This is a genomic window from Microbulbifer sp. SE14, assembly GCF_059834885.1.
This window is the reverse complement of the sequence record NZ_JCBAJA010000022.1, coordinates 35,233-54,415: the sequence shown is the minus strand read 5'-3', so window position 1 is coordinate 54,415 and position 19,183 is coordinate 35,233. Positions and strand designations below refer to the sequence as shown.

At 61.9% G+C, this 19,183-nt stretch carries 18 protein-coding genes, 3 tRNA genes and 1 pseudogene; 10 read left to right on the top strand and 12 right to left on the bottom strand.

Annotation, left to right across the window (positions count from 1 at the left end; genetic code table 11):
* The first annotated feature begins 47 nt into the window (after positions 1–47).
* The 4 genes from AC6R19_RS15485 to AC6R19_RS15470 all read left to right on the top strand — a co-directional run bounded on the left by AC6R19_RS15485 (position 48) and on the right by AC6R19_RS15470 (position 4,430).
* A complete protein-coding gene (locus AC6R19_RS15485; RefSeq protein ID WP_500580738.1) occupies positions 48–1,586 on the top strand; it encodes a tryptophan halogenase family protein in 1,539 nt (512 codons plus the stop codon).
* A gap of 55 nt (positions 1,587–1,641) precedes the next feature.
* A complete protein-coding gene (locus AC6R19_RS15480; RefSeq protein ID WP_500580737.1) occupies positions 1,642–2,322 on the top strand; it encodes a DUF6445 family protein in 681 nt (226 codons plus the stop codon).
* A gap of 224 nt (positions 2,323–2,546) precedes the next feature.
* Positions 2,547–3,263, top strand: a complete 717-nt coding sequence (locus AC6R19_RS15475) for a SapC family protein (protein ID WP_500580736.1) — start codon at positions 2,547–2,549, stop codon at positions 3,261–3,263.
* Positions 3,264–3,509: 246 nt separating this feature from the next.
* Positions 3,510–4,430, top strand: coding sequence for a sulfite exporter TauE/SafE family protein (locus tag AC6R19_RS15470; protein WP_500580735.1), 921 nt, complete (start codon positions 3,510–3,512; stop codon positions 4,428–4,430).
* A 65-nt stretch (positions 4,431–4,495) separates the two neighbouring features.
* Here the strand turns inward: AC6R19_RS15470 and AC6R19_RS15465 are convergent.
* The 3 genes from AC6R19_RS15465 to AC6R19_RS15455 form a co-directional block, all read right to left on the bottom strand.
* A tRNA-Gln gene (locus AC6R19_RS15465) sits at positions 4,496–4,570 on the bottom strand.
* A 38-nt stretch (positions 4,571–4,608) separates the two neighbouring features.
* Positions 4,609–4,685, bottom strand: a tRNA-Met gene (locus AC6R19_RS15460).
* A 183-nt stretch (positions 4,686–4,868) separates the two neighbouring features.
* On the bottom strand, positions 4,869–5,783 hold the full coding sequence (locus AC6R19_RS15455) for a DMT family transporter (protein ID WP_500580734.1): 915 nt from the start codon (positions 5,781–5,783) through the stop codon (positions 4,869–4,871).
* Positions 5,784–6,037: 254 nt separating this feature from the next.
* Between AC6R19_RS15455 and AC6R19_RS15450 the strand changes: the two genes are divergently transcribed.
* Both AC6R19_RS15450 and AC6R19_RS15445 read left to right on the top strand, forming a co-directional pair.
* Positions 6,038–6,295 (top strand): type II toxin-antitoxin system ParD family antitoxin, encoded by a 258-nt coding sequence (locus AC6R19_RS15450; protein WP_500580733.1) that lies wholly within the window; start codon positions 6,038–6,040, stop codon positions 6,293–6,295.
* 85 nt (positions 6,296–6,380) lie between these two features.
* Positions 6,381–6,587: pseudogene (locus tag AC6R19_RS15445) on the top strand (type II toxin-antitoxin system RelE/ParE family toxin); the annotation flags it as partial.
* A 6-nt stretch (positions 6,588–6,593) separates the two neighbouring features.
* Here the strand turns inward: AC6R19_RS15445 and AC6R19_RS15440 are convergent.
* From AC6R19_RS15440 to AC6R19_RS15400, 9 genes are all read right to left on the bottom strand, one after another.
* Positions 6,594–6,734, bottom strand: coding sequence for a hypothetical protein (locus tag AC6R19_RS15440; RefSeq protein WP_500580732.1), 141 nt, complete (start codon positions 6,732–6,734; stop codon positions 6,594–6,596).
* 202 nt (positions 6,735–6,936) lie between these two features.
* Positions 6,937–8,043 (bottom strand): redox-regulated ATPase YchF, encoded by a 1,107-nt coding sequence (gene ychF / locus AC6R19_RS15435; RefSeq protein WP_500580731.1) that lies wholly within the window; start codon positions 8,041–8,043, stop codon positions 6,937–6,939.
* A 75-nt stretch (positions 8,044–8,118) separates the two neighbouring features.
* The gene (pth, locus tag AC6R19_RS15430; protein WP_500580730.1) at positions 8,119–8,757 is read right to left on the bottom strand and encodes an aminoacyl-tRNA hydrolase; all 639 of its coding nucleotides are present in this window, start codon (positions 8,755–8,757) and stop codon (positions 8,119–8,121) included.
* 5 nt (positions 8,758–8,762) lie between these two features.
* A complete protein-coding gene (locus AC6R19_RS15425) occupies positions 8,763–9,392 on the bottom strand; it encodes a 50S ribosomal protein L25/general stress protein Ctc (RefSeq protein WP_500580729.1) in 630 nt (209 codons plus the stop codon).
* Between the two features lie 411 nt (positions 9,393–9,803).
* On the bottom strand, positions 9,804–10,733 hold the full coding sequence (locus AC6R19_RS15420; protein WP_500580773.1) for a ribose-phosphate pyrophosphokinase: 930 nt from the start codon (positions 10,731–10,733) through the stop codon (positions 9,804–9,806).
* 265 nt (positions 10,734–10,998) lie between these two features.
* A tRNA-Gln gene (locus AC6R19_RS15415) sits at positions 10,999–11,073 on the bottom strand.
* Positions 11,074–11,087: 14 nt separating this feature from the next.
* Positions 11,088–11,990: a 4-(cytidine 5'-diphospho)-2-C-methyl-D-erythritol kinase gene (gene ispE / locus AC6R19_RS15410; protein WP_500580728.1), complete on the bottom strand. Its 903-nt coding sequence runs from the start codon at positions 11,988–11,990 to the stop codon at positions 11,088–11,090.
* A gap of 157 nt (positions 11,991–12,147) precedes the next feature.
* Positions 12,148–12,738, bottom strand: coding sequence for a lipoprotein insertase outer membrane protein LolB (lolB, locus tag AC6R19_RS15405; protein ID WP_500580727.1), 591 nt, complete (start codon positions 12,736–12,738; stop codon positions 12,148–12,150).
* Between the two features lie 97 nt (positions 12,739–12,835).
* Entirely contained in the window at positions 12,836–14,617 is a 1,782-nt protein-coding gene (locus tag AC6R19_RS15400) for a tetratricopeptide repeat protein (protein ID WP_500580726.1), read from the bottom strand.
* Between the two features lie 231 nt (positions 14,618–14,848).
* Here AC6R19_RS15400 and hemA point away from each other — a divergent pair, with 231 nt between their 5' ends.
* The 4 genes from hemA (at position 14,849) to AC6R19_RS15380 (ending at position 19,166) form a co-directional block, all read left to right on the top strand.
* Positions 14,849–16,126, top strand: a complete 1,278-nt coding sequence (hemA, locus tag AC6R19_RS15395; RefSeq protein ID WP_500580725.1) for a glutamyl-tRNA reductase — start codon at positions 14,849–14,851, stop codon at positions 16,124–16,126.
* The gene (prfA, locus tag AC6R19_RS15390) at positions 16,123–17,205 is read left to right on the top strand and encodes a peptide chain release factor 1 (protein WP_500580724.1); all 1,083 of its coding nucleotides are present in this window, start codon (positions 16,123–16,125) and stop codon (positions 17,203–17,205) included. Before hemA ends, prfA begins: the two co-directional genes overlap by 4 nt.
* Before the next feature lie 147 nt (positions 17,206–17,352).
* A complete protein-coding gene (prmC, locus tag AC6R19_RS15385; protein ID WP_500580723.1) occupies positions 17,353–18,180 on the top strand; it encodes a peptide chain release factor N(5)-glutamine methyltransferase in 828 nt (275 codons plus the stop codon).
* 104 nt (positions 18,181–18,284) lie between these two features.
* Positions 18,285–19,166, top strand: a complete 882-nt coding sequence (locus AC6R19_RS15380; RefSeq protein ID WP_500580722.1) for a cation diffusion facilitator family transporter — start codon at positions 18,285–18,287, stop codon at positions 19,164–19,166.
* Positions 19,167–19,183: the final 17 nt, after the last annotated feature.

The window sequence follows — 19,183 nt, the reverse complement described above, 5'->3', positions numbered from 1 at the left end:
AAAGCCCGGCTAACTGCTGGGCTTTTTTTTGTCTGGAGATTGGTAAGATGAAAATAAGAAAGATTGCTATTGTTGGTGGCGGGACGGCGGGTTGGATGGCAGCCAATCATCTCGGTGTGGAGTTATCTCGAGATCCCGACATCGAAATCACACTTATCGAATCCAAGGATGTTCCAGTGATCGGGGTCGGTGAGGGTACTGTACCCAGGATCAAGGAGACCCTGAAAAAATTCGGCGTCTCTGAAGTGGATCTGCTGTCCAGTTGTGATGCAACATTTAAGACGGGAATTAAATTTTCCAACTGGTCGTCGGTAAAGGCGGGTTCGCCGAAGCATTACTACTATCACCCCTTCAGCTCCCCCTATCCAGAGGGGTTTGATGTTACGAACTATTGGTTGCAGGAGAATGAGAGTCTCGAGTTTTCCAGGTTGTCTGACATTTACCCGGTGGCAGAAAACAACCGTTGTCCCAAGCATAGATCCTCTCCTCCCTATATTGGGTCGGTCGACTATGCCTATCATTTCAATGCTGGAAAATTCTCAGATCTGATCGCCAGAAACGCGAGAAAAAGATTTGGAGTAAAGCACAAGTTTGAAACAGTAAAGGATGTCAGGATAAGTTCGGACGGTAGTATCGATTCGCTTATCTATACAACTGGAGTAGAGGAAAAATTTGACTTTTATATAGATTGCAGCGGATTCAGTGCTGTTTTGTTGGGGCAGGCGCTGAAGACGCCGTTTGAGGATAAATCTTCTCAGATACTGACTGACTCAGCACTGGTGCTCCAGGAATCAACGCCCGGAGACAGCGAAATTCAACCTTATACTACTGCGTTGGCGCACAAGGCTGGCTGGATTTGGGATATACCTTTGACAACTAGAAGAGGATTGGGGCTGGTTTACTCCAGTACTCACTTGTCCGAGGCCGAAGCGGTAAGCGAATTTTCAAAATATGTAGGTCGTCCTCTAGAGTTGGGGCAAGTCAGAAAAATACCCATGAAGATTGGCTTTCGTCAGGATTTCTGGAAGAAGAACTGTGTCGCTTTGGGGTTGGCTCAGGGGTTTGTAGAGCCTTTGGAGGCAACATCGATTCTTGTTACGGATTTTTCTGCCAATATGTTGGCGAAGAGTTTTCCAAGGTTTAAGGACGATGTGTCCTCTTTATCCGGTTATTACAACAGGGCTGTTCGCTACACGTGGGAGCGTATCATAGACTTTGTTCAGCTCCACTACTGCATTTCCGACCGCAGAGACACCGAGTTCTGGGTGGACTGTACGGAAAATGCGACTATGTCTGATGTGCTTTCTGAGAGGTTGGAGCGTTGGTCAGTAACAACACCAAAAAGTACTGACTTTTTCAGCACTTTTGATATTTTTGGGGTGGAAAATCACCTTTTTGTCTTGTATGGAATGTGCTACTCGACAAAGAGCATTGCCGTGAGTGCCCAGGAAGGAGCTAGGGCTAAGGAAATCATACACGATTTCCAGGTTAAGTCAGAAAAAGCGGCGGTGGATCTGATGTCGCATCGGGCTTGGTTGTCGGAGCTGCAACGACAGTTGCGTCAAATGAGTGCACCTTGTGGGTGAGCTGTGGTGTACCTTCTTTCGGTAGCGCTAACTTTCAGTCAGGGTCAATTTTATTATGAAAGTGCTAGAGTTGGGCGAGGAAAAAAACAAAGTCATCATCCTGGATGATTTTCTTGAGAATCCAGATGAACTTATTGAGTTTGCCAGGAGGGTGGAGTTCATGCCTTACGCAGTCGCGATAGAACGCAAAGGGTATCCCGGCGTGCGTGCTGCGGGACCTGCGGAATATGGCGCGAAAGTTAGAGCTCACGTTGACTCTATAGTGCGATCCGAGTTTGAAGTTCCCCCGCGGGCCGAGTTGAAAACATACCAGGAGGCGCTAAATTTGATTTCGGTGCCTGAGGAGAATCTGGGGCCTTTGCAAAGAATCCCGCATTTCGACGCTAGTGATCCCTATTTCTTTGCCATCCTGCTGTATCTATGCGATGACAGCCATGGAGGCACCGGCTTTTATAGGCACAACAGCACGGGGTTTGAGTCGATATCCCCGGAGCGGTGTGACCGCTATCTGGATTGCTGTTTCGAAGAGCTGAATAGAAGTAGAAGGCCAAAGAAGTATTTTTCAGATTCCGATGATCTTTTCACTAAGGTGGGGTTTGTGCCTGCACGTTTTAACCGCTTGGTCATATACCGGGGACGGCTGCTCCACAGCGCCAATATCGGGGGGGATCGGAGTATCAGCCTGTGCCCTGATACTGGGCGCCTCACCGCGAATGTCTTTGTTGGGTACTCGTAGCGGCACAACACCGCTTTCCGCATCCTGTATTGCTTCTCCTTGAGGCCCGTGCCGCTCTGCTGGGAGCTGACTCGAGGGTTGTCGTGGCGGGCGCTTGAAGTCTGTTTTTAGGGGAGGCCTGGTATCTAGGCGCCGACTGGTGTAACTTTCTGCTTCCCTTTTCGAGTATAAAAAATATACTAAGCGGGTTTTTTTAGAATAACTTCAAATTGATAAGGTGTTGTATGGCCACTGCAGAAGCCCCCAAAATCGTCCCCCTGCGCAGCGACGCCCACGGCAAGCTGAAAATCCGCGAACTGGGCTCCTTTGAGCACGTCAAGAGCGCCCATATGGTGCCGGTGACCGCCCACGAGTTCTCCCGCCTGGGTGCCGAATACCCGATCGTTTTTGTCAAGAATTCCGATACCGGCCAGTTCCAGTCCGTGGCCCTGCTGGGCCTGAAGGTCGGCGAGAACCTGTTTGTCGATGGCGACAAGTGGAAAGGGGTCTTTGTGCCGGGCAGTATCCGCAACCACCCCTTCGTGCTGGCTCCCGCTGGAAAGGGTAGCGACCAACTGATGGTCGGGCTGATCGAAAACAGCCCGCTGGTCAGCGAGGAGGAGGGCAATGCGCTGTTTTCCGACTCGGGTGAGGAGACAGACTACCTGAAGGCCAAGAAAGAGACTCTGGTGAGCTTCCTGGAGAGCGACCAGATGACCAAGGCTTTCGTCAATGTCCTGGTGGAAAAGGAATTGCTGACCTCCCAGACCGTGACGGTCAATGCCGGTGAAGAAAAGATCAATCTGAGCGGCCTGTACATCGTCGATGAGAAGAAGCTGGGTGAGCTGAGCGAGGAAGATTTCGCTGATTTCCGCAAGCGCGGTTTCCTGCCGCCGCTGTATGCGCAGCTGGGCTCGCTGCACCAGTTTTCCAAGCTGGCGAAGATGCAGGCCGGCGCCTGAGTTTGATCTGAGTCCGCGCGCCCTGGCGGCTCAGGCCATGGCGCGCCCGTCCGGAGCCGGGCTGCTCCGGGTGAAGCCTGCTCCTCATATCCCATACATCCCATGGCACTTCTCTCCCGCTTCCGAGCTCCACGTGAACGCAGTTTTCTGTGGATATGGCTACTTTTCCTGGCTGCGTTTTACTGCGCCTGGCTGATTCTGGTCGCGGGCTTGGGTCATTGGGATCTTGCCCGTGAAAACTGGCCCATGGCCCTCGCCATGGCCATCGGCAGCTACGCCGCCGGCTCCACGCCCATGGGCGGCGGAACCGTGGGCTTCCCCGTCCTGGTGCTACTGTTCGACACTCCCGCCAGTCTCGGCCGCGACTTCAGCTTCGCGGTGCAGTCCATCGGCATGGTCAGTGCCAGTATCTTTATCCTCTGCCGCCGTCAGCCGCTGGCCTGGTCCATGTTGCGCGGGGCCATGCTGGGGGCTTTGATAGGCACGCCGCTCGGCATTCTGTTTGTGGCGCCGCTGATCCCGGAGCTATGGATCAAGCTGGCGTTTGCGGTGATCTGGGGCAGCTTTGGGGTTCTGCATCTGTACCGCCTCGGTGAGATCACGTCGCATAGCGAGAGCGCGGGGCAGTGTCCGCGGCGGGATTTCCGTGTCGGCCTGCTGCTGGGAATGCTGGCGGGGGCCTTCGCGGCGGCGGTGACCGGCGTCGGCATCGATATGGTGATCTACGCGGCGCTGGTGCTGCTGTGCCGGGTGGATCTGAAGGTGGCGATTCCCACCTCGGTGGTGATCATGGCTTTCACCTCGCTGGTCGGGGTTGCGGTGAAGAGCCTGGCCGGGGACTGGCAGCCACAGGTGTTCGGTAACTGGCTGGCCGCGGCACCAGTGGTGGCCTTGGGGGCGCCCTTGGGTGTGTTTATTGTCGGCCTGATCGGGCGGCGGCCGACGCTGTTGGTCGTGGCGGTGCTCTGCGTGGTGCAGTTTGTGTGGACCTGTACGGCCGAGCGGGATGCGCTGGGCCAACTGGGGCTGCTGGCGGCCCTGATCGCCGTGGGTATCTGTCTACTGGGTTTCGAGTGGCTGCGGCGTCTGGGGCTGCGAATGGCCGCTGGCAGTGCGATAGATCGGGAAGTGTCCGGCGTGCGCACGGAGCTGTCGGGAACGGCCTAGTCCAAAAGGCTGAGAGTAGGTCGCGGCTCGGAGTCCAGGAGTTGTCTTGGCTGAATAAGAGAAAATGGCTGGGGCGGTAGGATTCGAACCTACGCATGACGGGATCAAAACCCGCTGCCTTACCGCTTGGCTACGCCCCAGTTGCAGGACTGCGAATCGACGATTCGCGAGTTGAAAATGGTAGCAAGGGGGAGACTTGAACTCCCGACCTCAGCATTATGAGTGCTGCGCTCTAACCGGCTGAGCTACCTTGCCACTTTCTCTCCCGGTACATACTGCCCTTGGGGCCTTACCGAGGGCGCGCATTATCGGGCGCCGGGGCGGGGCTGTCAACCCCTGTTTTCGTTGTCTTTTCAGTAAGTTAGCGATTTTCTCCAGCCGCCGACCAGGCGCTTCCAGTCGCGCCTGGCGGCCTTTGCCGATAGCCGCAAAAGAGCCCTATCGACCTTTACCGATAGCCGCAAACAGCGAGCCGCAGACCACTGCGGCCGCCCCCAGCCAGCTGATCCAGTTCAGGGGCTCCACTTCAATATAGCCGGGCCAGAGGGCACCTATCAGGGCGCTCAGCGCCAGGGTCATCAGCGGTACCAGCGCCAGGGTGGCGCTGACGCGGGAGGCCTCCCAGTTGGCCAGGGCCTTGCTGAAGGCGCCGTAGGCGATCAGGGTATTGGCGGTCAGGAAGATCAGCAGCGCCCAGCCGACCCAGTCCAACTGGACCACACTGAACGGATCCGCCTTCGGCAGGAAGCAGAGGGTGCCGGCGATATAGATCAGCACCAGCAGGTCCTGGGAGGAGGCGCGGCTCAGTATCTTTTTCTGGAAGAAGCCGTATATCGCCCAGCCGATCGCGGCGACGACGATAAAGCCGAGGCCCAGCAGGTAGTCGCCGGCGGCACCGCTGGCCAGTTCGGACAGCCGCTGGTTGAAAAAGAGCGGCAGGCCGGCGGCGACCATGGCCACGCCCAGCCACTGGCGCGGCGAGAAGTGTTCGCCGAGCCACAGTACGCTGGAGATCAACAGCATCAGTGGCGCCAGCTGGATCACTATCTGCGCCGCGCCGGCGGTAATGTAGTTGAGGCCTGTGGCGTAGGTCAGGTAGTTGGTCAGCAGGCCGGCCACGGCGAAGAGGGTGAAGGGCAGCAGGGCGCGGTCGAACAACTGGCGCAGGTTGAGGCGCCGCGTCCAGCCGTAGTAGCCGCCCGCCAGTACCGCGGCGCCGACGAAGCGGTACCAGGTGGCGGTGGTGGCGGTGACGCTGTCCAGCAGGCCCTTGAGGGCGATCGGCAGCAGGGCCCACATGAAGGCGGTGATCAGGGCCAGGGGGAGGCCGATTTTCCAGTTGGATTGAGGCATTGCTTTTCCGGTAGTGGGGGAGCAGGCGTTGATCTGCGCTCTGGCGGAAGTGGCGACACGCGGGCCAAGAGATACAAGGGCAAGATACAACACAAAAACGCGACAGATGCTACATCACGAAAGTCATTTTAGGCAGGGAAAGTTGTTGAAGGAGCAGTTAAGGGGGATGAGTCCTGTTTGGTGTTGTTGTTAGCGGTGGGTAATAGTATGCTTTGTGGCACCAATAGTATGATTTTGTATGTTTTGAGGTTGGCATGGCTACTGTACGCAAAACCATCACGCTGACAGACCAGCAAAGCGACTGGGTCAAGTCGCGCATCGCCAGCGGCGATTTCACCAATGACAGCGAATACTTCCGTGATCTGATCCGGCGCGATCAGGAGCGCAACTCCGAAATAGAGCAGCTTCGCGCGGCCCTGGTTGAGGGTGAGCGGAGCGGAATCAGTGAGCGTAGGCCGGATGACATTCTCCGCGCTGCCAGGGAAGGGCTAAAAAAGGATGGCCGGATATAGACTGAGCAAGCGCGCCGATGAGGACTTCGAGTCCATCTATCTGTTCGGGGTGCAGACATTCGGATTAATGTAGGCCGATGCTTACGCTGCCGGCATGCAGGCGCGCTTCGATCAACTGGCGGAACAGCCGCTTCTCTGTCGGGCCATTGATGACGTGCGGCCGGGGTATCGGCGCAGTGTCTATGGCAGTCACAGTATCTACTATCGTATGGACGGTGACAGCGTACTGATTGTCCGTGTTCTGCGTAATCAGAACCCTGGCGCGGCGCTGGGGAAAGGCACAGAAAAGTAACAAAATCTACGCGACGCCAATAATGCATGCCCTGATCCGCTCTTCCGGGTTTCGCAGTACAGGGAACTTGGCGAAATGTGCTTCAAGTTTCTCAATCAGGCCATCCTTGTCCATCAGCAAATCCTTGCGAATGTCCTTCAGCAGCAATGGTGTTTCACCTTCGGCGTCGATAATTTCTTAGACTTGCGATCAACAACGGACAGGCGGCTGAGCGGTCGGGTCAAGACGTTGGCACTGGGCTGGTCAAGTTCCAGGCTTTCCGCATCGCCGGCGGGATCGGCAAGGTGCGGGGTGCCGGCGGCTGGGGCGGGTACACCGCCGGCCATCATGGCCGGCGGTGCGTAAGGCATCAGACGTTAAAGCGGAAGTGGATAACGTCGCCGTCCGCGACGACATAGTCCTTGCCTTCCAGACGCCATTTGCCCGCTTCCTTGGCGCCGGCCTCGCCCTTGTAGGCGACGAAGTCGGCATAACCGACTACCTCGGCGCGGATAAAGCCCTTCTCGAAGTCGGTGTGGATCTTGCCCGCCGCCTGGGGCGCGGTGGCGCCGACGGGGATGGTCCAGGCGCGCACTTCCTTGACCCCGGCGGTGAAGTAGGTGTGCAGGCCCAGCAACTGGTAGCCGGCGCGGATGACGCGGTTCAGGCCCGGCTCTTCCATGCCCAGTTCCTCGAGGAATTCCTGCTTCTCGTCGTCGTCCAGCTCGGCGATTTCCGACTCCAGCTTGTTGCAGATGGGCACCAGCACCGCGTTCTCCTCGGCGGCGATGGCGGCCACCGCGTCCAAGTGCGGGTTGTTCTCGAAGCCGTCCTCGTGCACGTTGGCGATGTACATGGTCGGCTTGACCGTGAGCAGGCTCAGCTCGCGGAGGTTCTCGAACTCCTCGTCGGACAGGCCCCCTTCGGCGAGATTGAAGGAGCGCAACGGCTTGGCCTCGTCGAGGTGCGGCAGGATCTTTTCCAGCAGCGCCTTCATCCTGATGGCGTGCTTGTCCTGGCCCTTGGCGGCGCGGCTGTAGCGCTGCAGTGCCTTCTCCACGGTGTCCAGGTCGGCCAGTGCCAGCTCGGTGTTGATTACCTCGATATCCGCCACCGGGTGCACCTGGTTGGACACGTGGATGACGTTGTCGTCCTCGAAGCAGCGCACCACGTGGGCGATGGCGTCGGTCTCGCGGATGTTGGCGAGGAACTTGTTGCCCAGGCCCTCGCCCTTGGAGGCGCCGGCCACCAGGCCGGCGATATCGGTGAACTCCATGGTGGTGGGGATCACCTTCTGCGGCTTGACGATCTCCGCCAGCTTGTCGAGGCGCGGGTCCGGTACCGGCACCACGCCGGCGTTGGGCTCAATGGTGCAGAAGGGGAAGTTCTCGGCGTCGATGCCCGCCTTGGTCAGGGCGTTGAACAGGGTGGATTTGCCCACGTTGGGCAATCCGACGATTCCACAAGTGAATCCCATAATTTTGCTATTCCAGTCGTTGATCGCCTGCAGGGCAGGCTCCCACAGCGCCGAGAATTGGCTCGGCAGTTGGATTTAGGCGTTTTTCCCGAGTCCCGAGTCCCGCGTCCCGCGTCCCGTTTGTTGCGTGTGCAGCGTTTTCATGGCCGCGCCCCAGTCGCCGGAGACGGCGGCGGGCATCACATCGACGGCGCGGTCGATGGCTTCGGCCAGTTGTTCCTGTTCCGCTCTGGGGGCGCGCTGCAGCACATAATTGACCACGTCGCGGGCGCTGCCCGGGTGGCCTATGCCGAGGCGCAGGCGCATGAAGTCGCGGTTGTTGCCCAGGGCGGAGATGATGTCCCGCAGGCCGTTGTGGCCGCCGTGTCCGCCGCCGGCTTTCAGGCGCGCGGTTCCCGGGGGCAGGTCCAGTTCGTCGTGGGCCACCAGTATGGCTTCGGCGGGAATCTTGAAGAAGTTTGCCAGCGGGCCGACAGACTGGCCGCTGCGATTCATGAATGTGGTGGGAACCAGCAGGCGCACTTCCCGGCCGCCGATCCGCACCCGGCCGCTGAGGCCGTGGTACTTGCTGTCCGGCGCGAGCTGGGCGCCGCAGTGGCGCGCCAGCTCGGCGACGAAGTCGGCACCGGCGTTGTGGCGTGTCCGGTCGTATTCGGGGCCGGGATTGCCCAGGCCCACGATCAACTGGATTGGCGTGTCCGGTGCCTTAGACAAGGGTCTTACTCTTCGCCGCTCTCGCCTTCAGCGGCTTCCGCTTCGGCTTCGATGGCGCCGCGCGGCTTGTGCACTGAGGCTACAACCAGGTCGTGGTCGGCGCCGTGGCTCAGGTCCACAGACTCTACACCGGCCGGCAGCTTGAGGTCGGAGATGTGCAGGATGCCGTCCATTTCCAGGTTGGCCAGGTCCACTTCGATGAACTCGGGCAGCTTGGAGGCCGGGGCGCTGATTTCCAGCTCGGTCAGGGTGTGGGACACGATACCGCCGGCCTTGACGCCCTTGCAGGTGTCTTCATTCAGGAAGTGCAGCGGCACTTTCACGTGCACCTTGGTATCGGCAGATACGCGCTGGAAGTCAACGTGCAGCAGGATCGGCTTGGCCGGGTGGCGCTGCAGGTCGCGCAGGATCACGGTGTCTTTCTTGCCGTCTACGTCCAGGGACAGGACGGAGGAGAAGAAGGCCTCGTTTTCCAGGGCCTTGAACAGGTCCTTCTGCAGTACGGAGATGGACTGCGGCTCGGCCTTGCCACCGTATACGATGCCGGGGACACGACCTTCCAGGCGACGCAGGCGGCGGCTCGCACCTTTCCCTTCGTCGCTGCGGACGTTGGCGTTCAGTTTGATATCAGACATGGGGTAAACCTCGGGTTGTCTGCCCAGAGCGACCTGCGACCGGACCGCCCTGGCATTGTTGTAAATCGGATTGCTTCAATCCAATAGTAAACGCCCGGCGGAGCCGGGCGGGCGCGTATTCTACGGGAATCGGCGGGGGTACGCCAGTAGGGGCGAACCTTGTGTTCGCCCTCAATAAAGGCGATCAAAACGACGGTTTCGATGCGAAGGCCCTGATGCCGGTGGCTGTTTGCGGGACTGTCAGCGGGAGGGGCCTCGCTGCCTAGCCTGCAGGGATGTATTAAGGGGGGGCGCCTAGCCCGTGTTCCGCAAACATCCACCGGTAGCAGGGCCGCCACTGCACCAGCCGCGGAACAACCCCGCCTCGGGCGAACACAAGGTTCGCCCCTGCAGGTGAGGTGAGGTGACGGGTCAGCGGAACATCGCCGACAGCGATTCCTCGTTGCTGATGCGGCGCATGGATTCGGCCAGCATGGCGGAGAGGGTCAGCTGGCGGATCTTCGGGGCCTTTTCCATCTTGTCGCCCAGGGGGATGGAGTCGGTGACCACCAGCTCATCCAGTACGGAATTGTTCAGGTTGTCGATCGCCTTGCCGGACAGCACCGGGTGGGTACAGTAGGCCACCACCTTCAGGGCGCCGTGCTCCTTGAGGGCGTTGGCGGCGTTGCACAGGGTGCCGGCGGTGTCGACCATGTCGTCCACCAGCAGGCAGGTGCGGCCGTCCACCTCGCCGATGATGTTCATCACCTCGGCCACGTTGGCGGCCGGGCGGCGTTTGTCGATGATGGCCAGGTCGCAGTCCAGGCTCTTGGCCACGGCGCGGGCGCGCACTACGCCGCCGATATCCGGGGAGACCACCACCAGGTTTTCGTAGCTCTGGCGCTCGATATCGTCCAGCAGCACCGAGGAGCCGTAGACGTTGTCCACCGGCACGTCGAAGAAGCCCTGGATCTGCTCGGCGTGCAGGTCCACGGTCAGTACCCGGTCGATACCCACGCTGACCATCATGTCCGCGACCACTTTCGCGGAAATCGGCACCCGCTGGGAGCGCACGCGGCGGTCCTGGCGCGCATAACCGAAGTAGGGTACCACCGCGGTGATGCGGCCGGCGGAGGCGCGACGCAGGGCGTCCACCAGCAGGATCAGCTCCATCAGGTTGCGGTTGGTGGGCTGACAGGTGGACTGCACCACGAAGACGTCGCGGCCGCGCACGTTATCGGTGATTTCCACCGCGATCTCGCCGTCGGAGAAGCGCTTGACCACCGCTTCGCCCAGGGGGATCGCCATATGGTCGACAATTTTCTGTGCCAGTTCCGGGTTTGCGTTGCCGGTAAAGACCATTAAGTCAGCCACTGTAAGAGTCCCTTTGGTTCTGTCTGGAAGTGAAAAAGTGTAGATGCCTGCAATTGTGAAAGCTGTTAGCGCGCGTTTGCGTCACCTTTTGCCGGGCGGCACAGGCGGCCGCGGAGGATCTGGAAAGAAATGGCTGGGGCGGTAGGATTAGCTTCGCCCTGCGGGCTCGCTGGTCTCCGGCGGCTGCGCCGCCTCCGGCTCGAACCTGTCGCGCCCAGCAGTTTCGTTCAGGCATTTTCGCAGCCTGATAAAATGGCTGGGGCGGTAGGATTCGAACCTACGCATGACGGGATCAAAACCCGCTGCCTTACCGCTTGGCTACGCCCCAGTAAAATTTGCGCCTCACCCAAATGCAGGTTTGGGTGCGGACGCAATCTTCGCGAGCTGCCGGTGGGCGGGAGATTCCTGCACCCCGGCGGCGACAAAGCCGCTCCATTTCGGCGGCAGTTCGGCGAACACATGCTTGGCTGCCTCTGCCGAGTCAAAAGCTGCGAATACGCAGGCCCCGGTACCGGTCAGTTGCGCCCTGGCGAACTGTTGCAGCCACTCTCTGGCTGCACGGATTTCCGGGTAAAGGCTTTCGACCAGTGCTTGGCAATCGTTGCCGGAGTGTCGCTCCAGCCAGTCGCCGTCCAGTGCCGGCTCACCCCCTGGCCCCTTGCGAAGGTGCGCTAATTTAATTGCGGCGGAATCTCTTGTCAAACGCGGGTGGCCAAAAACCGCCGCGGTGCTGACCGCGCAATCGGGCACAAGCACCAGGTAGTTGCGCGATGCGGTGTTCACCGGAGTCAATATTTCACCCACGCCCTCGGCCCAGGCGGTGCGACCGCGCACAAACACCGGCACATCTGCCCCCAGCTGTCGGCCCAGCTCCGCCAGTTGGTCGAGGGTCAGGCCGCAGCCCCAGATGTGGTTGAGCCCCAGCAGCGCCGTGGCCGCGTCCGAACTGCCGCCGCCGATACCACCGCCCTGGGGCAGGTTTTTCTGCAGGCGGATATGCGCACCCTTATCGCAACCGGTTTTCTGCTGCAGCAGGCGTCCGGCGCGGTAGATCAGGTTGTCCTGCAGTGGAATATCGAGACTGCCGGCATCCACGCTGATTCCATTGTCATCGCGCAATTCGAACTCCAGCGAATCGCCGAAGTCCAGTAGTTGGAACAGTGTCTGCAGTTCGTGGTAGCCGTCGGGCCGGCGGCCGAGGATGCGGAGGATCAGGTTGAGCTTGGCGGGGGCGGGGAGCTGCATGAAGTAATGATGAATAATGACAAATTTGCTGGGATCAAATTTGGACGCCGCAGGCGCCCAGCGGGTGAGCGCCATGGATGGCGCGAATCAATGATGAATGATACCCGCTCACCACCTGTTCATCATTCATCATTATTCATCATTCCGCATTCATCATTCAGAACAGCCACTCCTTGATCACCAGCTTCACCGTCACCGGCCCCGCCGCGCCGCGCGTGGATGCATTGATACGCGTCGGCAGGACATAGGGTCCCCGGTTCTGGTAGCCGCTGAAATCCAGCTGCCAGCCGGATTGCTGCAGGCTCTGCAGCTGTCCCTGCGCATTGCGCTGCTGGCTGGCGGCAGGGCCGGGGGCGGCCAGACCTCGGACCCAGTAGAACATCTCGTCGATCGGCAGTGGCCAGCCCAGGGTCTGCATGGTGAGCTGTGCCGCGCTGGGTGCCTGCACCGGTGGATCGTCGCCCCGCTGCAGGTTGACGCCGGCGGGGCTGCCGGTGATCACCGTGGCGCCGGCGCCCAGCGGGCCGCTGAGGTTGATGCGGTAATTGGATGCCGCCTGCTGTTGCCAGTTCAGGTTGGCGCTGCCGTTTTCGTCGGGCGAGCGCACACCCAGCTTGCCCTTGATGGTCCAGTGCTGCAGCTGCGCCACCGAAGTCGGTGATTCCACCGTGGCCGGCGGTTGCGGTTGCGGCTGTGGTTGCTGGCCTGCGCAGGCGGCGAGCAGCAGCGCGAAAAAACCGGGCAGCAAGTAGCTTGTAAACCCTCTCCCCCAGCCCCTCTCCCGCAAGCGGGAGAGGGGGGCGCATTTACCGAGTCCCGAGTCCCGAGTCCCGAGTCCCGTTTCTTCACGTGTCGGATGCATGTTGTTCCAGTGATTCGTTGATTTGCAGGCGCTTCATCGCCGCCGGGATGACTTTGCTCTGCGGATTGATTTTCAGGCCCTGCTGCCAGACCTCCATGGCCCGCTCGCGGTTGCCCTGCATCCACAGCACTTCGCCCAGGTGCGCGGCGATTTCGTGGTTGGGCATCTTTTCCATGGCCTCTTGCAGGTATTTCACCGCTTCGCTGTGGTTGCCGAGACGGTACTGTACCCAACCCATACTGTCGATGATAGCCGGGTCGTCCGGGCGCAGCTCCAGCGCCTTGCCGATCAGCGCGAGCGCCTCGTCCAGGCGCGCGCTGTCCTCGATCAGCTTGTAACCCAGCGCGTTGAGCACCGTCGGGTTGTCCGGGTCCCGTTCCAGCAGCTTGCGCATGCCCTGTTCGAAGGCGGCGGCGTTGCCCAGCTGTTCGTAGAGCAGCGCCTGGGTGTAGATCAGGCGGCCGCTGTCACTGTGCTGCTCGAGGGCCCGGTCGGCAAGTTCCAGGGCCTGGCCGTGTTCTTCGTGCTTGCTCAGCAGCTGCACTTCCATCAGGTAGAAATGTTCCGCCTGTTCGGGGTGGCGCCGGCGCAGCTCCGCAAACCAGTCGCGGTTGCGCTGGACCCGGCCTGAGGCCGCGAGCAGTTCGGTGCCGCGGGTGATGGCCTCGACATAGTCGTTTCCTGGCTCCACCCGGCGATAGTGGTCTACGGCGGAGAGAATATCGTTTTCCCGCTCGGCGATGCCGGCGAGGTAAAAGTGCGCGGCGGACTCGTGCTGTTCCAGTTCGAGCAGGCGCTCGAACAGCGGCTTTGCCTCGGCGAAGTCGTCCGTCTCATAGCGGATCAGCGCCAGGGACAGGATCATGTTGCCGTCCCGCGGGTGCTGTTTCACCAGTTCCGCGAACTGCTGCTGGGCCAATGCCAGGTCCTCGCGGATCAGCAGGCGCGCATACTGCAGGCGCAGGCGGCTCTCCCGCGGGTAGATGGCCACCAGTTTCTCCAGCAGTTGTATGGCCTCCCGGCGCCTGTCCTGGTCGACCAGCAGGTGTGTCTCCAGCAGCGGCGCGTCCAGTATATCCGGGTGCTGTTCCTGTACCTGCCGCACGATCGCCAGCGCCTCGGGATACTGCTCGGTGGCCCGCAGCATCATCGCGTGGGCCAGGGCGACCTCGCCGTTGTCCGGGTACATCTGCGCCAGGCGCCGGAACTCCGGCAGCATCTTCTCGGACAGCTCGCGGTTGGAGACGGCGGTGGCCGCGACCGATTGCAGCGGCGCGTCCCCTCCCAGGGCCAGGGCCTTCTCCGCGTGCGCCATGGCGGCGTCCAGTTCGCCGGCCAGGGTCAGCTCCGCGGTGGCGGCCAGCTGCGCTTCCGGCTCCTCGGGTTCCAGTTCCGCCCACAGCTGCGCCGACCGGAGGGCGGCGCGGCGCGCGTTCAGGAAGCGCGCTATGCGGGTGGCGCGGGCGGCCACGCCGGCGTCGCGGGTCTGTTCCGCCTGGCGGTAGTAGTTGAGCAGGGCGATGTCGTAGTGCTCCCGGTTGCCGGCCACCTCGGCCACCAGCAGGGTGTAGAAGGTATCTATCGGGAAGGGGCGGGTGCCGGCGTCCGGCTCCGCGGCCGTGTCGGCTGCCAGTTGTGGCGCCTCGGCGGCTGCGGGCACCGCCTGCTGTTGGGCGCAGGCGCCGAGCAGCAGGGCGGCTGCCAGCAGCGAGGCGGGGAGGCGGAGGTATCTGCCGGAGGATGCCGGTCGCGGTGCAGGGACCATAGGGGTGTATCCGTACATTGGTGCCGCGCGGGCCATTGCGCGGGTGGCGTGTTTTGGGCGGTTATCACCGTATAATTCTAGTCGCGATTCGCGCTCCGGGCCGGTTCGGGGCCTCCCTCTCGTCGAGTCTGCGCCAAATTAAACCGGCGTTCGACCTTGCAAGCGGCGCGGCCGCCCGGGAAAATGCGCCCCCAACGCGGGCTCCTCCAGATTTAACGCCGACGGGAATCTATGCCAATCCTCGCCCTGGGTATCAACCACGACAGTGCTCCGATAGAGGTGCGCGAGCGGGTGGCCTTTGCTCCCGAGGTGATGTCCGGAGCCCTGGCCGATGCGCGCAAGGCCCTCAGGTGCCCGGAACTGGCGATACTGTCCACCTGCAACCGCACCGAGATCTACGGCGAGGTGGATCGCGACCGCCTGCTGGAATGGCTGGCCCAGTACCACAGGGTGTCCCGGGAGCAGCTGGAAAACTGCAGTTACAGCTACAGCGGCGAGGCCGCGGTGCGCCATATGATGCGGGTGGCCTGCGGGCTCGATTCCCTGGTACTGGGGGAGCCGCAGATCCTCGGCCAGATCAAGTCCGCCTACGCGGTGGCGCGGGAGAGCGGCAGCGTCGGCAGCCTGCTGCACAGCGTCTTCCAGCAGGTGTTCGCGGTGGCAAAGAAGGTGCGCACCGAGACTGCCATCGGCGAGAACCCGGTGTCCGTGGCCTATGCCGCCGTGTCCCTGGCCTCGCGCATCTTCACCGACCTGGGGCAGCAGACGGCCCTGTTGATCGGCGCCGGCGAGACCATCGAGCTGGTGGCGCGCCACCTGCTGGAACAGGGGGTCAAGCAACTGATCGTCGCCAACCGCACCCTGAACCGCGCCCAGCAACTGGCGGAGAACTTCGGCGCCGAGGCGATACTGCTGGCGGATATTCCCGAGTATCTGCCGCGGGCGGACATCCTCATCAGTTCCACCGCCAGCCAGCTGCCGATCCTCGGTAAGGGTGCGGTGGAGTCGGCGCTGAAGGAGCGCCGCCACCGGCCGGTATTCATGGTGGATATCGCCGTGCCGCGGGATATAGAGCCGCAGGTGGGCCAACTGGACGATGTCTACCTCTACACGGTGGACGACCTGCGCGGCGTGATCGACGAGGGCAGGCGCTCGCGGGAGAAGGCCGCCGAGGCCGCCCACACCATCGTCGAGACGGCCGCGGCCGAATTCATGCGCCAGCACCGCGCCCTGGGCGCCGTGGACACCATCCGCAGCTACCGCCAGCGCGCCCAGGAGATTGGCGGTGCCGAACTGGAGCGGGCGCTCACACAGCTGGATAAGGGCGAGGATCCGCGGCGGCTGCTGGAGCAGCTGGCCCGCTCGCTGACCAACAAATTGATACACGCGCCCACCGTCAGCCTCAAGCGCGCCACCGCCGAGGGCGATCTGGAGCGGCTGCGGTTGGCGCGGGAAATTGTCGGGCTGGAACCGCTGCCCGGGATTGAACTAGAGAAAAAAGACGGATGAAAGACTCGCTGTTAAACAAGCTGGACAACCTGGTGGAGCGCCACGAGGAGGTGTCCGCCCTGCTCGGCGATGCCGGCGTCATCTCCGATCAGGAGCAGTTCCGCGACTTGTCCCGCGAGTACGCCGAGTTGGAGGAAGTGGTCAAATGCTACAACCGCTACCGGCAGCTGCAGGAGGACATGGCCGCGGCGCGGGAAATGCTCGGTGAGAGCGACGCGGAGATGCGTGAGATGGCGCAGGAGGAACTGGATGCGGCGGAGGCGCAGCTGGAACCCCTGGAGCGGGAGCTGCAGACGCTGCTGCTGCCGAAGGATCCCAACGACCGCAAGAACGTCTTCCTGGAGATCCGCGCCGGCACCGGTGGCGACGAGGCGGCCATCTTCTCCGGCGACCTCTTCCGCATGTATTCCCGCTACGCGGAAAAGCAGGGCTGGCGCATTGAGATCATCAGCGAGAATCCAGGCGAGCACGGCGGTTACAAGGAGATCATCACCCGCGTGGCCGGCGAGGACGTCTACGGCAGGCTGAAATTCGAGTCCGGTGCCCACCGGGTGCAGCGGGTGCCGGAGACGGAATCCCAGGGCCGCATCCACACCTCCGCCTGCACAGTGGCGGTGATGCCGGAGCCGGACGAGCGCGACGCCATCGAGATCAACAGGGCGGACCTGCGCGTGGACACCTACCGCGCCTCCGGCGCCGGCGGCCAGCACGTGAACAAGACCGACTCGGCGGTGCGTCTCACGCACCTGCCCACCGGCATAGTAGTGGAGTGCCAGGACGAGCGCTCCCAGCACAAGAACCGCGCCAAGGCCATGGCGCTGCTGCAGGCCAAGCTCTCCAGCGAGCAGGAGGCGGCCGCGGCCCGGGAGATCTCCGACGCGCGCCGCAACCTGGTGGGCAGCGGCGACAGATCCGAGCGCATCCGCACCTACAACTTCCCCCAGGGTCGCGTCACCGACCACCGCATCGGCCTGACCCTGTACAAGCTGGACGAAATCATGCAGGGCGCACTGGAAGAGGTGATAGAGCCGCTGCGCACCGAGCACCAGGCGGATCAGCTGGCGGCGCTGGGTCAGTGATGGGTGGTTGGTGGTCAGTGGGACCTCCCTGTAGGAGCGGCCCATGGCCGCGATCGGGCTTTCAGTAGTGAGCGGACTCAGATTGCGGCCACCGGTCGCCCCGGCCGCTCCACGCTTTCACGGCGCCTTCGTCCCTACAGAATTAAGATGACCACGGTAAAAGAAAATCTCACCCGCAGCACCCAACTCACACAAAGCGACAGCGCCCGCCTGGATACCGAAATCCTGCTCGGCCATATCCTCGGCCGCCCGCGTACCTGGCTTTACACCTGGCCGGAATACGAACTCACGGAAACCGAGCAGAAGCAGTTCGACCAACTGCTGGAGCGCCGCAAAAACGGCGAGCCGGTGGCCCACCTGACCGGCGAGCGGGAATTCTGGTCGCTGCCGCTCAAGGTCAATGCCTCCACCCTGATACCGCGACCGGAAACCGAACTGCTGGTGGAAACCGCGCTCGCCCTCTGCCCGCAGGAAAAACTGCGCGCATTGGACCTGGGTACCGGCACGGGCGCCATTGCCCTGGCGCTGGCCGCGGAAAAGCCCGGCTGGCAGATAGTCGCCGCGGAGAAATCCCCCGACGCTTTGCGGCTTGCGGGGGAGAACCGCCGTTCGCTCGGCTTCGACAATGTGCAGGTAATCGAGAGCGACTGGTTCGAAAACATACCGCCGCAAAAATTCGACCTGATCGTCAGCAACCCGCCCTATATCGACGCCGCCGATCCGCACCTGGGCGAGGGCGACGTGCGTTTCGAGCCCCGTTCGGCATTGGTGGCCGGGCGCGAGGGGCTCGCGGATATTGAGTTGATTGCGCAGAAGAGTCTCGAATATCTCGAAGCAGGGGGTTGGCTGATGGTCGAGCACGGCTGGCAGCAGGCGGAGGCGGTGCGTGAAATTTTTGCCGCCGCCGGTTTCAAAGAAATCGAGAGCCGCAGGGACTACTCCGGCTGGGAGCGGCTGACGCAGGGCCGGAAGTAGTGCCTGTAGGAGCCTGCTTGCAGGCGAATGGCTACGGAGCGCCGTTCTTTTTCGCCTGCAAGCAGGCTCCTACAGGTGAAAAATCAAACTTAGGGAGGGAACCTGTGCACGACCACGTCCACCACCGCCGCGGCAGCGGCCATCTGCGCCCGCTGGTCTGGAGCTTGGTCATCACCTTTGCGTTCGCGATGGTGGAGGCGGTCGGCGGCTGGCTGTCCGGCTCCCTGGCGCTGCTCGGCGACGCCGGCCATATGGCTACCGATTCCCTGTCCCTGGCCCTGGGCGCGGTGGCGGCGCTGCTGGCGCAGCGGCCGGCGGACCGCGAGCTGTCCTTCGGCTGGGGCAGGGCGGAAGTGCTGGCGGCGATCGTCAACGCAGTATTTATGCTGCTGATCGTGATCGGCATCTGCTATGCGGCGGTCGATAGGCTGCGCGACCCGCAGCCGGTTGCCGGCGGTACGGTGATGCTGATCGCGTTTATCGGCCTGCTGGTCAATCTGCTGGTGGCCTGGACGCTGCACCGCGGCGAGCAGACCCTGAATATCCGCGGCGCGCTGCTGCATGTGATGGGTGACCTGCTCGGTTCGGTGGCAGCGCTGGTCTCCGGGGCGGTGATCTATTTCACCGGCTGGCTGCCGATAGACCCGTTGCTGTCGTTGCTGATCTGCCTGCTGATCCTGCTTTCCAGCCTGCGCCTGCTGCGCGACGCGGTGGATGTGCTGATGGAGCGGGTGCCGCGGGAGCTGAGCCTGCCGGTGGTGGGGGAGACGCTGGCGGCGGTGGACGGCGTGCGCTCGGTGCACGACCTGCATATCTGGCGGTTGGACAGCAGCACCATATCCCTGTCCGCGCATATCGTCGTCGACGACCTGCAGGCCTGGCCGGCGGTGCTGGAGCGGCTGCGGCAGACGCTGATAGTGCGCTTCGGCATCGACCACATCACGCTGCAACCGGAGCCGATTCGGTTGCTGGGGATCAGTGATTAGGCCTCTGGCCACTCACC

What these genes read in the sequence shown, in the direction of transcription:
- AC6R19_RS15485 (WP_500580738.1), top strand. Translation starts at nt 48, where the DNA reads ATGAAAATAAGAAAGATTGCTATTGTTGGTGGCGGGACGGCGGGTTGG.
- AC6R19_RS15480 (WP_500580737.1), top strand. Translation starts at nt 1,642, where the DNA reads ATGAAAGTGCTAGAGTTGGGCGAGGAAAAAAACAAAGTCATCATCCTG.
- AC6R19_RS15475 (WP_500580736.1), top strand. Translation starts at nt 2,547, where the DNA reads ATGGCCACTGCAGAAGCCCCCAAAATCGTCCCCCTGCGCAGCGACGCC.
- AC6R19_RS15470 (WP_500580735.1), top strand. Translation starts at nt 3,510, where the DNA reads ATGGCCCTCGCCATGGCCATCGGCAGCTACGCCGCCGGCTCCACGCCC.
- AC6R19_RS15455 (WP_500580734.1), bottom strand. Translation starts at nt 5,783, where the DNA reads ATGCCTCAATCCAACTGGAAAATCGGCCTCCCCCTGGCCCTGATCACC.
- AC6R19_RS15450 (WP_500580733.1), top strand. Translation starts at nt 6,038, where the DNA reads ATGGCTACTGTACGCAAAACCATCACGCTGACAGACCAGCAAAGCGAC.
- ychF (WP_500580731.1), bottom strand. Translation starts at nt 8,043, where the DNA reads ATGGGATTCACTTGTGGAATCGTCGGATTGCCCAACGTGGGCAAATCC.
- AC6R19_RS15425 (WP_500580729.1), bottom strand. Translation starts at nt 9,392, where the DNA reads ATGTCTGATATCAAACTGAACGCCAACGTCCGCAGCGACGAAGGGAAA.
- AC6R19_RS15420 (WP_500580773.1), bottom strand. Translation starts at nt 10,733, where the DNA reads ATGGTCTTTACCGGCAACGCAAACCCGGAACTGGCACAGAAAATTGTC.
- ispE (WP_500580728.1), bottom strand. Translation starts at nt 11,990, where the DNA reads ATGCAGCTCCCCGCCCCCGCCAAGCTCAACCTGATCCTCCGCATCCTC.
- AC6R19_RS15400 (WP_500580726.1), bottom strand. Translation starts at nt 14,617, where the DNA reads ATGGTCCCTGCACCGCGACCGGCATCCTCCGGCAGATACCTCCGCCTC.
- hemA (WP_500580725.1), top strand. Translation starts at nt 14,849, where the DNA reads ATGCCAATCCTCGCCCTGGGTATCAACCACGACAGTGCTCCGATAGAG.
- prfA (WP_500580724.1), top strand. Translation starts at nt 16,123, where the DNA reads ATGAAAGACTCGCTGTTAAACAAGCTGGACAACCTGGTGGAGCGCCAC.
- prmC (WP_500580723.1), top strand. Translation starts at nt 17,353, where the DNA reads ATGACCACGGTAAAAGAAAATCTCACCCGCAGCACCCAACTCACACAA.